This is a genomic window from Massilia frigida (genome assembly GCF_011682175.1).
GTDB classification, from domain to species: Bacteria; Pseudomonadota; Gammaproteobacteria; order Burkholderiales; family Burkholderiaceae_D; genus Telluria_A; species Telluria_A frigida.
Genome location: NZ_WHJG01000005.1, coordinates 67,981 through 81,534, shown reverse-complemented (window position 1 = coordinate 81,534; position 13,554 = coordinate 67,981). Strand labels below are relative to the sequence as shown.

Genomic DNA, 13,554 nt, shown 5'->3' with positions numbered 1-13,554 from the left:
TGGTCCGGTGAACGCGAGAGAATCCACACTATTCCTGTTTCTTAAGCCAAGTCAAAAAAATGGGTGATTTGGTCGTATGCACACCAAATGTTCAGTTTTAGACATTCTTTTCCAGAAACTGAACGGTACTCTGTGCAATTGCCTAAAGAATGTTTTGTTGACGCATATCAATGTGAGGCATTTTTCCTACATAGAAGTGAATTAGAAGGCGTACTCTAAGACGTGCAGAAATGTAACAATTCGCACTGTTAACAAGCTCAATTCGATTGCGTTTTAACGAGGATGCGGTCTACACTCGTTCTCAGTTGCCGGGAAAAACTCTCAGGTGACATGGATTAAAGCGCACGGGGCACACTCCGGATAAAGCGCAATCAGTTAACGGGAAAATCATGACGTCACACTTCACCTTCGCATGGGCATGTTTGTCTCCTCCCCCGGTGCTGTTGCCCAAGCCCGATCCCCAGGGACCTCAGTCGACCTGAACAATTTACCGATGGCGCACATGCAGCAGGAAATAGCAGTCAGGCAGTAGTGCCCAGTAGGAAAGTCCAAGAGAACCCATTCACGGTAACAAAGCGACAAACATGCACCGCAGACAGGGCCTGGTCCCGAGTACGTCGCGCGGCTGGATGGGCGGCGGCTACCCATGTGAGGACCGGAGAGAGATGCTTTCGATCGCGACCAAAGTAGAGCAAATAGTGTCGGAATCGGCGTTCCTGACGGAAGGGATATCGCTCGGACTGATCAATCTGTCGGAACTGGCGCGCCAGTTGCGGCCCCAGCTCGAATCGGACCTGTGGAAGCCGGTGGGGCAGGCGGCGGTGGTGATGGCGCTGCGCCGCTTGTCAGAGCGCTTGCCGCAGGCGGCGCCCTCGCCGCCGATCGTGCTTTCGCCGCGCACCAGCGAGCTGACCACGCGCACCGATCTGACCCTGGTGACGTACCGGCTGTCGGACCACAGCAATGAATGCCAGCGCGAACTGCTGCACCTGGCCGAGCGCCATCCGGGCAGTTTCGTCTCCGTCACGCGCGGGGTGCATGAAATGCTGGTGGTATGCAGCCGGCCCCTGATCCACATGGTGGAATCCGCCTTTGCCAGCGAGCGCCATATTGCTCGGGTGGAAAATCTGACCGCGCTGACCCTGCGCCTCAATCCCGACTCCCTGAAAACCCCCGGCATTTATCATGGCGTGCTGAAAAAACTCGCGTGGAACAAGATCAACGTGGTCACCATGATGTGCACCTTTTCCGAGCTGACCGTGCTGCTGGAGCAGCCGCAGACCGGGCCGGCGTTTTCGGTGCTGTCGCAGATCGTCTCGCACTGAGCCCGCTCAGGAAACCGCGCTTTCCAGCAGGGTCAGCGTCTGGCGCGCCGTATCGAGCCGGGCCATCACGCCCAGCGGCAGGGTGAACTGGTGGCGGATGTGGCCGAACGAATAGCCGCTCACCGCCGGCACCACCAAGGGTTTCAAGTGCAGCTCCAGCGTTTCGTCGAGCGTGAGCGACGGTTCTTCATCTTCCGGCACGCAATGGTCGCAGATGCCGATCATCACCGCCGCCGCATTGCCCAGCCCAACAGCCAGGTCGAGCTGGGTCAGCCAGCGGTCGATCCGGTAGGGCGCTTCATTCACCTCTTCCAGGAACAGAATTGCTTTGCGGAAGTCCGCCGCGTAGGGCGTGCCCGCCAGCGCGCTGACCAGGCTCAGGTTGCCGCCGATGAGCGGGCCGGTGGCTTGCCCGCTGGTCACCGTGCGCAGGGCGAAATGCGGTTCCAGCAGCGCGCGCCGGCTGTTTTCCAGCGCCATCGGGATGGTGTAGCTTTCCTGCGGGTGCATCAGGACCGCCAGCATGTGCTCGGTGGAATAATCCGACACGCCCGACGAGGCCACCGGCCCGTGGAAAGTCACCAGCCGCGCCTGCTTCAAGATGGCCAGCTGTAGCGCGCTGATGTCGGAGTAGCCCAGCAGGATGGTGGGATTGGCGCGGATCAGCGCGTAATCGAGGTGTGCCAGCAGCGAAATGCAGCCCGAGCCGCCGCGGATGCACCAGATCGCCCTGACCTCGGGGTCGGCAAACATGCTGTGCAAGTCGTTGACGCGCTGCTGTACCGCGCCGGCGTAGCCACCGTGCACGGCGCGCAGGTTGGCCCCCAGCCGCACCCGGAAGCCCAGCGCTTCGATCCGGGCCACGGCGTAGGCAATGCCCTCGTCGTTGATGCGTCCGCCCGGCGCAACCAGGCCGATGACGTCGCCGGCGCGCAGGCGCGGTGGTTTGATCAGGCTTCGCGGCATGGGGCGTGGCGCATGGTGGGCTCCGGCTGGCAGCATGACGGCCGCCGCCAGCGTGGCAAAGGCCCGCCGGCTGATCTTGTCGCTACGGGACATGGCTGCTTTCGAGAAGACGGCCCCGTGCCGGGCCGCCCGCCTGGTGAATCAAAGGAACTTGTAATTGGCCATCAGGGTCAGCGAACGCCCGCGCGGATCGGCCACCCGCGGTTCCCATGAACTGCCGGCCCCGGTGTTGCCGTCGTAGGTGATCGCAAATGGCGGGTCCTTGTCGAACAGGTTCTTGATCCCGGCCGTGAAGCTCAGGTTTTTCACGCCAGTGTAGCTCAGGCTGGCATGAAAGATGGAATACGCGTCGACCTTGGCGTTGTAGTTGGACGGCACGATGCGCCCGCTGGCCACGCCCGGCAGCACCTGGTCGGTATAGCCGCTGCGATACACGTTCTGGAACATGGCGCTCCAGTCGCCTTTGGCGAAGGTGACGTAGGCGGTGTGCTTCCACTTCAGGCCCAGGTCGCCGGTGAAGCTGAATACGCCGACTTCATCCTTGCTATACGGCGCGTTTTCCAGGGGCTTGCTCTTTTTCTTGAGCACATAGGACCCATCGATGCCGGCCGCCCAGTTGCCGGCCCACAGCTTGCCATTGGTGCGGGCGCCGATTTCGATGCCGCGCGTAATCGCCGCGCCCGTGTTGAGCCAGCGCCGGTCGATCACGGCCAGGTTGCCGTCGCCATCGCGCCGGAATTGCTCCTTGAATAGATCGTAGTTGGCCAGCATCACCGGCAGATCGACTTCCTTGATGGTCTCGAAGCGCCGCACTTCCCAGATATCCATATTTGCCGAGAAATGCGGGGATGGCTCGAACACCATCCCGAGCGTGCCCTGTTTCGACGTTTCCGGTCCCAGGTTGGGCTTGCCGCCGGTAAAGACGATCGGCGTGATCGATTCGCAGCCGGGCTTGGTGGTGTCGACCTTGCCGCTGGCGCACTTGCCCGGATCGGCCAGGTCCTTGCCGGCGTACGTCGATTCGGTGATCCCGTTGAACAACTGGTTGAACGCGGGCGCGCGGAAACCTTCGTTGTACGATCCGCGGAACAGCAATTGCGTGGCCGGCTGGTAACGGAACGAGACCTTGGGGTTGAGCGTGTTGCCGAAGCCCGAATAATGATCCTGGCGCACCGCCACCGTTACGTCCAGCTGCTTGGCCAGCGGCACCAGCACTTCGGCGTAGATGGCGCGGATGTCGCGGCTCACTTGCGGCAGGACATTGACGTCGTCGAAAGGCGCGTTGAGGATGGCGCGCCGCTCGGAGAGGTTGCGCAGGTCGCCATTGAATTTGTATTCTTCCTTGCGGATATCGGTGCCCAGCGCGGCCATGATGGGGCCGGCCGCCAGCGTGTAGAGCTCGCCAGAGAGCGAGGCATCGAAGGCCGTCAGGGTGGTCTTGCCGCCGTACAGCACGACACCGGCGGCGGACGTGCTGCGGATCAGGTCGAGCGCCTGCTGGGACTGCGTCTCGCCCGCTTTCAGGAAGGGATTGATCAAGCCACTACCGAGTGCAGCCGCCAGCGGGGCCGTGTAGCTGTAACCATTGCCCAGCGTCGATTCCGATTCGCTGGTGGCGCGCGCCAGGCCGACCTTGTAGTCGACTTTGCCGATCTGGCCGTCCGCGCCCAGTTGCAGGCGGCCGGCTTTGCTTTCGGTGGCGATTTCGCGGTCGCCGCAATCCATGCAGCGCCAGCGGTAGGCGATCGGCAAGCCACGGTTGGCCTCGATCGATGGAAATTCGGCCACCAGCGCATTGAACACCTCGTTGTAGGCCGCACCCGTGCTCGGATAGAAGGAGCTGGCCGGAAAGGTGGCCGCGCCCGGCGAGACCTGGTTGGGCGAGAAGCGCTTGGCGACCTCGGTCTTGGCGCCGACCAGCTCGGCAAAGAATTCGTGCCCGCCACGGCGCATGGTGGCGCGCGTGACGAAGTTGCTGTTCTTCACAGGCTGCTGGAGCACGGCCGCGCGTCCGGTATCCCAGGCGCAGCCGAGGCCGCCCGATGGCGTATCCCACAGCTTCTCGTCGTAGGCGCCCATGCCATCGACCGAATTGCAGCCTGCGCCGCCCGGCAAGTCCAGCAGGCTGACGCCGGAATAGGCTTGCGTGGTGCCGCGCCGCACCGGTCCGGTGTTGCTGGAGCGGCTGAAGATGGTGTTGCCCAGGCTGGTTGCAAAGACGTTGGCGAACGGCGCGCCGCGCGTATCGACCGCCACGCCACGCTCGGGCTGGAAGGTGTTGACGAAATCGCGCTGGTCGCCGCGCAGGGCCTTGTTTTCGCCCGTGGAGAGGGCGAACAGCACGTTGAAACCCTGTTCCTGCAAGTCGCCGAAGCCGCCCGTGACCTGGTAACGGGCGATGTTGCCGCCGCCCGCTTCGGTGACGTCGGTAAACGCTTGCGCTTCCAGGCCCTTGTAGTTTTTCTTGAGGATAAAGTTGATCACGCCGCCGATGGCATCGGTGCCATAGATGGCCGAGGCGCCATCTTTCAGCACTTCAACCCGCTCGACCGCCGCGAAGGGAATCGAATTGAGGTCGACCGCCGAGCCTTTCATGCCATGGGTGGCCACGCGCCGCCCGTTGAGCAGCACCAGGGTGCTGTCGGCGCCCTGGCCGCGCAGATTGGCCGAAGACGCGCCATTGTTGCCGCGCTGCGAGCCGGAGGTGACGTCGGCGTTGCTGGCAAGATTGTCGGAACCGTTGCCGTTGATGTTCAGGGTGGCGATCAGTTGCTCGGCGTTGACGATGCCCTGGGCTTCGATCTGCTTGCGCGAAATCACGTCGACCGGGAGCGCACCTTCCCTGGCGATGCGCTTGATGCTGCTGCCGGTGATTTCGACGCGCGCCATCGGCGGCTCGGCCACCTGCGCCAGGGCCGGGCCGGCCATGCACATCAGGGCAACCAGTTGCGCCAGCTTGCTTAACTCCACGGTTTCTCCTTGGTTTTTCTTGGCACGACGTCATCCATCGAACGCACGCAGGCCGGCTAATGAAATTTCCTAAGGCAACTATAACTTCAAGGCATGCTTGCGGCCAGTGCAATATTCACCATGCATCAACGTGCCATTTTACTGGCGCGCTCGCGCTGTTCCGGATCGATATCGAGGTAGCGCCATGTAGTGAATTCGACAGGATGGCGCTTGTAGTTTTTTAGCCACGGATGCTGCAGGTCAGCCGACAGCGGATGGGTCAGCGGCACCCACGGATTGTAAGCGTGGATCAACTGGTTCATTTCGCCATACAGTTTCTGGCGCGCCGGCGAGTCGCCCAGCTGGCGCGCCTGTTCGTAGCGCTCGTTGTAGGCCGGCAAGTTGAAGCGTGCATAGTTGGCGCGGCCACGGTTGGCCCCGTACAGCAATTGGTAAAAATTGTCGCCGTCCGGAAAATCGGCGATCCAGTTGCTCTCGAACATTTGCACCTTGCCCAGGCGCGAAGCCTTGATGATTTCGGTCTTCTTGTCGGTCCGAAATACCACGCGCAAGCCGATGGCGTTCAGGTTCTTGCGCCACAGCTCGTCGCGCAGGCGCCCGCCGACGGTCGCCTCGCTGTGCATGGCCAGGGTCAGCGGCTTGCCGTCCGGACCACGCCGGAACCCGTCCGGGTCGCGCTGGCGGTAGCCGAAGCGCTCCAGCAGCGCCTGCGCCAGCGCCTTGTTGTACGGTACCGGGCTGCGGTAGGCAGGGTCGTAGCCGAGCACGTTCGGCGGCAGCGGCGATTCGGCGCGCAGGGCGAAGCCTTTCTTGAGCAGGCCGATATCTTCCGCGCTGTCGTAACTGAGCGCAATTGCCCGGCGCAGGGCCACCTTGTCCTTGCCGTAGCCGCCCAGCAGCGCGTCTTCCATGTTCATCCACATATAATAAGTCTGGAGCACCGGGAAGCGGTTCAGCGCGATGCCGCGCGCCGCCAGTTCGGGTTTGAGCTGGCCGTTGCGGATCACCATGTCGGTCAGCGATTCCGGCACCTGTTCCAGGTAATCGACCTCGCCGCCCAGGAAACCCAGCATGCGGCCCTGGAATTCCTCGGCGATGCGCGCCTCGACCCGGTCCAGCAGCGGCAGGCGCCGGCCTTGCCGGGTGATGCCCCAGTCGTGGTTGGCCAGCAGCACGATCTTGTCGCTGCGCTTCCACTCGCCCAGGCGGAACGGGCCACTGCCGACCGGATGGTTGCCAGCCTGGCCCGGATAGGCCTCGATCACCTCGCGCGCCACCGCGCCCGTGGCCGGCGTCGCCAGGTAAAACAGGAAATTCTTGTCCGGCGCGGCCAGGGTGATGCGCAGGGTGTGGCGATCGGGCGCTTGCAGGCCGGCGATATCGGTGGCCTGGCTGAAATGGCCCTTGAACGCGCCATCGCCCTTGAGCTTGCCGTCGAACAGGAACAGCCAGGGCGACTTGAGGGCCGGATCGTACAGGCGCTTGAGGCTGTAAACATAGTCGGCCGCCGTCACCTCGCGCCGCGCGCCGCGAAAGGCCGCATCGGTGCTGAACAGCATGCCGGGGCGCAGGCGGAAGGTGTACACCAGGCCATCGGCGCTCACCTCCGGTAGCGCGGCAGCCGCGTTGGCGCGCAGGGCCACCGGACGGGCGTCGTAATCGTAGCGCAGCAGCGGGTCGAACAGGTTTTCCAGCAGGCTCAGGGTGGCGATATCGGACGCCACCGCCGGGTCGAGCCCGGTTTCGCTGGTGGTCAGCAAGGTGTGCAGGACTTTCTCGCTCGCCCATGCGGGGGCGGCGAGCAGCAGGGCGGCCGCGCTGGCGGCAAGAAGGCGGCGAATCGTCATGGCAAGTCCTCGTGGTCCGGTGGGTATGATAGGCCACAGTGATGCCTGCCGGCTTTTTACATCGTCGGGCTGCATGGTTTCCTTAATTCGGGGTAACCTGCGCCTATACTCTCGCTGCAACATCCGCCCATCAACGCGAAACGAATACGATATGGCATTAAATTACATCTGGTCCGGCTTTTTCCTGGTCGGCTTCCTGGCGGCGCTGGCGCAGTGGATTTTCCTGGGCGACACCGAGATTTTCAAGAAGATCGTCGACGGCACCTTCGAGTCGGCCAAGATGGGCGTGATGGATATTGCCCTGCCGCTGGCCGGCGTGATGACCTTGTGGCTCGGCATCATGAACATCGGCGAAAAAGCCGGCGCCATCGGCTGGCTGGCCAAGGTGATCTCGCCCTTTTTCTCGCGCATCTTTCCCGACGTGCCGAAAGACCACCCGGCCACCGGCCACATGGTGATGAATTTTTCCGCCAACCTGCTCGGGCTCGACAACGCCGCCACCCCGTTCGGCTTGAAGGCCATGGAAAGCTTGCAGACGCTTAATCCCGACAAGGACACGGCCAGCAACGCCCAGATCATGTTCCTGGTACTGCACACCTCCGGACTGACGCTCATTCCGCTGGCCATCATGGCCCAGCGCGCCATCCTGGGCGCCAAGGACCCGTCCGACATCTTCATTCCCTGCATGATCGCCACCTACGTGGCGACGCTGACCGGCATCATCGTGGTGTCGATCAAGCAGCGCATCAACCTGCTCAACCGCGTCGTGCTCGGCTGGCTGGGCGGGATGACGGCCGCCATCTGTTCGCTGGTCTTCTTTTTCACCAACTACCTCAGCAAGCCGGAAATCGAACTGGTATCGCGCGTGTCGAGCAACCTGATCCTGTTCTCGATCATCATCATCTTCATCCTCGGCGCCATGCGCAAGCAGGTCAATGTGTACGAAGCCTTCATCGAAGGCGCCAAGGGCGGCATCCAGACCTCGCTGACCATCATTCCCTATCTGGTGGGAATGCTGGTGGCAATCAGCGTGATCCGCAATTCGGGCGTGCTCGGCTTTGTGGTGCGCGGGCTGGAATGGGTGTTCATCAACCTCGGCATGCGCACCGAATTCACCCCGGCGCTGCCGACCGCGCTGATGAAGCCGCTTTCCGGCAGCGGATCGAAGGCGATGATGATCGATGCCATGACCACCTACGGCGTCGATTCCTTCGTCGGGCGCCTGGCCTGCATCTTCCAGGGCTCGGCCGACACCACCTTCTACATCGTGGCGCTGTACTTCGGCTCGGTGGGCATCCGCAAGACGCGCTATGCGATTTCGGCCGGCTTGATCGCCGACTTGGCCGGCATCGTCTCGGCCATCTTTGTCGCTTACCTGTTCTTCGGTTGATCATGGGAATTGCCATGCTGCGTCCACTCGCCCTTGCCGTCCTGCTGGCTTTTAGCCAAGCCGCCAGCGCCCAGTTGCCGGCGCCGGTCAGCCAGTTGCTGTTTGATGCCAACATTCCCGAAGATGCGATGAGCGCGCTGGTGCTGCGCGGCGACGTGGCGCTACTGTCGCACCTGGCCGAGCGTCCGCTCAATCCCGCCTCGACCATGAAACTGGTGACCACGCTGGTCGCGCTCGACCAGCTGGGGCCGGCGTTTCGCGGACGCACCGAGCTGCGCAGCGGCGCCAGCGTAGCCGGCGACGTGCTGCGCGGCGACCTGGTGCTGCGCGGCGGGGCCGACACCGATTTCAGCGGCGAGGTGCTCGAACGCATGCTGCAAGCACTGCGCAACCAGGGCATCCGCAAGATCGACGGGCGCCTGGTGCTGGACCGCCAGCTGTTCAACCCGGCCCGGCCCGATATCGGCGCGCCGCAGTTCGACGAATCGCCCGAGGCCTACACCAACGTGATTCCCGACGCGCTGATGGTCAACAAGAACATGCTCGAACTCGACCTGCGCTCGACGGGCGCCAGCGTGGCGGCGGTGGCCTGGCCGGCACTCGACGGCGTGACCATCAGCTCGGCCATGACCCTGGTCGACGCCGACTGCGGCAGCTGGGCCAACGGCTGGAGGCAAGCGGACGTGCAGCGCGACCGGCTCGGCAAGATCACCGTGCTGCTCAAGGGCAGTTTTCCTAAGCATTGCGCCAAGTCCTACCGGGTCAACCTGCTCGACCGGCAGGATTACCTCGACCGCCTGTTCCGCGCCACCTGGAAAGGCCTGGGCGGCGTGCTGGCGGGCGACACCGTCGAAGCGGCCAGCCCGCCAGCCACGCGCCTGCTGGCCGAGCATGTATCGCGCACCCTGCCCGACATCGTGCGCGACTACAACAAGAGCTCCGACAACACCCTGGCGCGCACCGTGTTCCTGAGCCTGGGCAGCCTGGAAGCCGATCCGGTGGTGGGCAGCCGCGCGCTGGCCACGGTGCCGGGCGAAACCACCGTGGCGCGCGCCGAGCGCACCGTGCGCGACTGGATGCGCGCGCGCGGCATCGACGATACGGGATTAGTGCTGGAAAATGGTTCGGGTCTGTCGCGCATCGAGCGCATCAGTGCGGTGCAGATGGGTGGGGTGCTGCAAGCGGGGCTGCGCAGCAACTGGTCGCCCGAATTCATCAGCAGCCTGCCGATCGCGGCGGTCGATGGCACCATGCGCAAGCGGCTGGCCGACAGCCCGGCAGCCCAGCGCGCGCGCCTGAAAACCGGCACCTTGCGCAATGTGGTGGCGGTGGCCGGTTACGTGCGCGATGCGAACGGGCAGCAATGCGTGGTGGTAGGCATGATCAACAGCGAGCTGATCGGCAACGGCAAGGGCCGCGCCGTGCTCGATGCGCTGGTCGATTGGGTGGCCCGATCCGGCACCGTTAATTAGCCCAAGTGAATTATCTGGAATCACACCGATACTGGCCAATATCGCACCGATACTGATCAAAACCGCACCAATACTTAGAAAACTGCACCGATACTGGAAAATTGCACCGATACTACCGAATCAGCGTAATGTCGGTAGAATCGGTTCACACTACCGAGCCAATCGATGCGCTATAACGGCCGCCTTACCACCGCAGTTCTCCTACAAGTCTTGACTGACATGGCCAAGGCTGGAGATGAGTACGTCTCATCGTCGCAATTGGTTAACGCCACCGGATCAAGCAAGGATGCGGTCAAGCGACTGTTGTCCAAATTGGCATCTGGCGGGCAGGTCGAGGTCGCAGGCAAAGCCCGCGCTACGCGCTATCGCCTGCTCACAACGAACGCGGCTGTTCCCCCTAAACAGGTGGCGACACCATTACTTGCCACAATACAACCAGTCGAGCTTGGCCCCCGCTGGCGCGCGGAAAGCCTTCAGCTCCGGCAACAACTGACAATGCCCTTGGCTGCGCGTACACCCGTCACGTATCGTCGGGAATTCGTTGACGACTACAAGCCCAACAGCACTTTCTTGCTGCCGCCTGAACTCGCAGAAGAACTGCTTGCGCTCGGTCATCTCCCAGGCCAACTTCCCGCCGGCACCTATGCTCGGAAAGTGCTGGAGCAATTACTCATCGACCTTTCATGGTCGTCGTCTCGTCTCGAAGGCAATCGCTACACGCTTCTGGATACGGCAGAGCTCTTCAAAAGCGGCGCTGCCGCTACCGACAGCGATGCTGTCATGCTGCTCAATCACAAAGCTGCCATTGAGTTCATTGTGGATGCTGTTCCCATGCAAGGGCTCAACACCAGCCTGCTTCGCAATGTGCACGCCGTACTCATGCATGACTTGTTAGTTGATGTTGCGTCACTCGGCGCGATTCGCACGAAGGTAGTCAACCTCAGCGGCAGTACCTATATTCCGAACCAAGTCCCGGCGGTGTTGGAAGAGATGTTCGAACGCATTATCGTCAAGGCACAGCACATCAAGAATCCTTTGGAGGCAGCTTTCTTCCTCTGGGTAAACCTGGCGTATCTCCAGCCGTTTGAAGACGGCAACAAGCGGGTGAGCCGGGTCGCCGCTAATATTCCACTCATGCTGTACAACCAGGCGCCACTGTCGTTTCTCGATGTTGACCGTGACGATTATGCGCTGGCGATGATGGGTGTCTACGAAGCGTGCAATGTCTCGATGGCGGTAGACCTCTTCGATTGGACCTATCGACGCTCCCAAGCCAAATACAAGGCTGTATCGGGATCCCTGGATTCACCAGACCCGTTCCGCGTCAAGTACCGCGAAGCACTCAGCGAAGCGGTCGGGTCGGTGGTCCGACGCCGTCAATCAATGGCCGATGCAATAGCTTCCCTGGAATTGCCTGCCGAGGACACGGCAAGGTTCCAGCAATTGCTAGCCAAGGAACTGAACATCCTGGCAGATTTTAACTGTGCGCGTTACCGGCTTGGCATGAAAGAAACGCAAACCTGGATTGACGAGGGACGCCCTGGCCAGTAGCGGTCCGCAGTGCGCCGCCTTGATTGCCGATCCGCTGAGAAGCACTTGTTTCAGTGTTCGCTGCCGGCGTAGATCCACATCGGCGCGGTGCGGCCGGCGCGGGTGAAGCCCAGCGATTCGTAGAAGGCGATGGCGTCGCCGTCGGCCGTCAGCATCTGCTGGTGAAAGCCGGCATAGCGCGCGCACAGCGCCTGCATCATCTGGCGCCCGATACCCTTGCGCTGGTGCGCCGGGTCGACCAGGAAATGCGGGTAGTAGACCACCAGGTGCCCGTCCGAGATGGCATTGCCGATGCCGACCAGCACGCCATTCTCGCGCGCCGTGACCAGGCTGTGCGAGTTGCGCAGCGCCGCCATCAGCTGCGCGGGTTTGTCGGCGGAGGACCACGCGTTGGCGCGGTACAGGGCAATGACTTCGGCGTCGCCGATCTGGTCGTCCAGGCTGATGTTCATGGGCAGGGGCAGCGTGCGCCGGATGTTGAAAGTGCTTTATGGTAACAGCCAGCGCTGCGACGCGCTGGCGCCGCTTTACAGCACGCGCTGGAAGGTTTGCCGCACCCGGTCGCGGTCGCCGCAATCGAAATGCCACCATTCGCTGGCAATGCCCACAAAACCGGCCTGCGCCATCGCCATGCGCAGCAGTTGGCGGTTTTCCACCTGGAGCGGCGTCAGTTCGCCGCGCGCCAGCAGCAGGGCCTCGCGCGCCGGGTGCGAGCGCTCGCTCATGTCGTCGAAGGCGGTGCCCATGTCGAGTTCACGCCCGTGTTCGTTGAGAATCGTGATGTCGAGCGCCATGCCGAAGGAGTGGATGGAACCGCGCTCGGGCGGCGCCAGGTACATGCGCAGGCCGGTGCCGTCGAGCGCATCCCACAGCGCTTCCTGCACCCGCTGCGGGCGCAGCGCGTCGAGGACCAGCGCGGTGCAGCCGGGCCGCTCGCGCGCCAGCCAGGCCACGACCTGCTCCAGCGCTGCCGCCGCGTCGCGGTGCAGCCAGGCGAAGTCGAATGGCGAGTACAGGTCGCGCCCGGTGAAGTTATCGACGCCCGCATAGCGCAGGTCGACGGCAATCCCGGCAATATCCGACAAGTGCCGGAAGTCGGCACTCTGGCCCAGCTGTTCGATCGGCAAGCCCTCGATCATGATGGTGCCCCGCCGATCGTCCCCGCCTGCATGAGGGCGTGGAACACGTCGATGTGGCGCAGGTGCATGGTCTGGTCCGCTTATGCCGCCGGCTTGGCGGCGGGCGCGGTCAGCGCGTCGAGCAGGGACGCCGTTTCGGCATCCGGCGTGCCGTCGATGGTGGCCGGGCGGTATTTCATCTGGAAGGCGCCGATGACGTTGCGGGTCGCTTCGTCGAGCAGGCCGGTCTGCGGCACCGCGTAGCCGACCGTGGCCAGGCGCGCCTGGAACCAGGGCACGTCGGGCAGCAGCAGGTCGTACCCGGGGCGCGCGGCAGCCACCTTGGCGGCGTCGGGCCAGACCGCCAGGCCTTGCTGGGCCAGCTGGAACCACGGGAACATCGGACCCGGGTCCTGCTTGCGCTGGGGGGCGATGTCGCTGTGACCGAGGATGTTTTCCGGAGGGATATTGTGGCGCTTGACGATGTCTTGCAGCAGCACGATCAGGCGGTCCACCTGGGCTTGCGGGAAGGGATACCAGATGCGGCCGCTGGGAGTGTCAGTGAAGCCGGGGTTGACGATTTCGATGCCGATCGAGCTGCCATTGAGCAGGGTGTAGTTTTTCCAGTTCGATACACCGGCGTGGTTGGACTGGCGCGTTTCATCGACCAGGCCGTAGACGATGGGGCTGGTTTCGTCGGTCAGCAGGTAGTGGCTGCTCACCGTTTGCTGGGTCAGGACCTTGATCGATTGCGGCAGGTTAATGGCCGTGTAGTGCAGGATCACGAACTTGACGCGGCTGCTCTGGCCTTTGGCGGAATAAGTGTGGTCGATGGCGGGGCCGGTGGCGCAGCCGGTGAGCAGGGCGATCAGGAGCGTGGCGAGCAGGGTTTTCATCGGCGAATAGAAAGGTAAA

10 protein-coding genes are annotated in these 13,554 nt (G+C 62.9%); 4 read left to right on the top strand and 6 right to left on the bottom strand.

Translation table 11 applies throughout. The annotated features are described in order from the left end of the window. Positions 1-665: 665 nt before the first annotated feature. Entirely contained in the window at positions 666-1,325 is a 660-nt protein-coding gene (locus tag F2P44_RS06975) for a hypothetical protein (RefSeq protein ID WP_167085991.1), read from the top strand. A 6-nt stretch (positions 1,326-1,331) separates the two neighbouring features. Here the strand turns inward: F2P44_RS06975 and F2P44_RS06970 are convergent, their stop codons facing one another. From F2P44_RS06970 to F2P44_RS06960, 3 genes are all read right to left on the bottom strand, one after another. Then, a complete protein-coding gene (locus tag F2P44_RS06970) occupies positions 1,332-2,384 on the bottom strand; it encodes a S66 peptidase family protein (protein WP_167085990.1) in 1,053 nt (350 codons plus the stop codon). A 48-nt stretch (positions 2,385-2,432) separates the two neighbouring features. Beyond that, positions 2,433-5,261, bottom strand: a complete 2,829-nt coding sequence (locus tag F2P44_RS06965) for a TonB-dependent receptor domain-containing protein (RefSeq protein ID WP_167085989.1) — start codon at positions 5,259-5,261, stop codon at positions 2,433-2,435. Between the two features lie 125 nt (positions 5,262-5,386). Further along, positions 5,387-7,108, bottom strand: a complete 1,722-nt coding sequence (locus tag F2P44_RS06960) for an ABC transporter substrate-binding protein (protein WP_167085988.1) — start codon at positions 7,106-7,108, stop codon at positions 5,387-5,389. 151 nt (positions 7,109-7,259) lie between these two features. On the opposite strand from F2P44_RS06960, the gene F2P44_RS06955 reads away from it, so the two are divergent. From F2P44_RS06955 to F2P44_RS06945, 3 genes are all read left to right on the top strand, one after another. Next, a complete protein-coding gene (locus F2P44_RS06955; protein ID WP_167085987.1) occupies positions 7,260-8,498 on the top strand; it encodes a spore maturation protein in 1,239 nt (412 codons plus the stop codon). A 14-nt stretch (positions 8,499-8,512) separates the two neighbouring features. Beyond that, positions 8,513-9,970 carry a D-alanyl-D-alanine carboxypeptidase/D-alanyl-D-alanine endopeptidase gene (dacB, locus tag F2P44_RS06950; RefSeq protein WP_167085986.1) on the top strand — a complete coding sequence of 486 codons (1,458 nt, stop codon included), beginning with the start codon at positions 8,513-8,515 and terminating at the stop codon, positions 9,968-9,970. 165 nt (positions 9,971-10,135) lie between these two features. After that, positions 10,136-11,521, top strand: a complete 1,386-nt coding sequence (locus F2P44_RS06945; RefSeq protein ID WP_229423427.1) for a Fic family protein — start codon at positions 10,136-10,138, stop codon at positions 11,519-11,521. Between the two features lie 50 nt (positions 11,522-11,571). On the opposite strand, the gene F2P44_RS06940 is transcribed toward F2P44_RS06945, so the two are convergent. The 3 genes from F2P44_RS06940 to F2P44_RS06930 all read right to left on the bottom strand — a co-directional run bounded on the left by F2P44_RS06940 (position 11,572) and on the right by F2P44_RS06930 (position 13,535). Further along, positions 11,572-11,973, bottom strand: a complete 402-nt coding sequence (locus F2P44_RS06940; RefSeq protein ID WP_223165006.1) for a GNAT family N-acetyltransferase — start codon at positions 11,971-11,973, stop codon at positions 11,572-11,574. A gap of 75 nt (positions 11,974-12,048) precedes the next feature. Beyond that, positions 12,049-12,660 (bottom strand): M15 family metallopeptidase, encoded by a 612-nt coding sequence (locus F2P44_RS06935; protein WP_167085985.1) that lies wholly within the window; start codon positions 12,658-12,660, stop codon positions 12,049-12,051. A gap of 80 nt (positions 12,661-12,740) precedes the next feature. Further along, positions 12,741-13,535 carry an N-acetylmuramoyl-L-alanine amidase gene (locus tag F2P44_RS06930; protein WP_167086152.1) on the bottom strand — a complete coding sequence of 265 codons (795 nt, stop codon included), beginning with the start codon at positions 13,533-13,535 and terminating at the stop codon, positions 12,741-12,743. Positions 13,536-13,554: the final 19 nt, after the last annotated feature.

Excerpts from the sequence above, each read along its gene's own strand:
- F2P44_RS06945 (WP_229423427.1), top strand. The coding sequence starts at position 10,136 with ATGCGCTATAACGGCCGCCTTACCACCGCAGTTCTCCTACAAGTCTTG.
- dacB (WP_167085986.1), top strand. The coding sequence starts at position 8,513 with ATGCTGCGTCCACTCGCCCTTGCCGTCCTGCTGGCTTTTAGCCAAGCC.
- F2P44_RS06975 (WP_167085991.1), top strand. The coding sequence starts at position 666 with ATGCTTTCGATCGCGACCAAAGTAGAGCAAATAGTGTCGGAATCGGCG.
- F2P44_RS06935 (WP_167085985.1), bottom strand. The coding sequence starts at position 12,660 with ATGATCGAGGGCTTGCCGATCGAACAGCTGGGCCAGAGTGCCGACTTC.
- F2P44_RS06955 (WP_167085987.1), top strand. The coding sequence starts at position 7,260 with ATGGCATTAAATTACATCTGGTCCGGCTTTTTCCTGGTCGGCTTCCTG.
- F2P44_RS06930 (WP_167086152.1), bottom strand. The coding sequence starts at position 13,535 with ATGAAAACCCTGCTCGCCACGCTCCTGATCGCCCTGCTCACCGGCTGC.
- F2P44_RS06970 (WP_167085990.1), bottom strand. The coding sequence starts at position 2,384 with ATGTCCCGTAGCGACAAGATCAGCCGGCGGGCCTTTGCCACGCTGGCG.
- F2P44_RS06960 (WP_167085988.1), bottom strand. The coding sequence starts at position 7,108 with ATGACGATTCGCCGCCTTCTTGCCGCCAGCGCGGCCGCCCTGCTGCTC.
- F2P44_RS06940 (WP_223165006.1), bottom strand. The coding sequence starts at position 11,973 with ATGAACATCAGCCTGGACGACCAGATCGGCGACGCCGAAGTCATTGCC.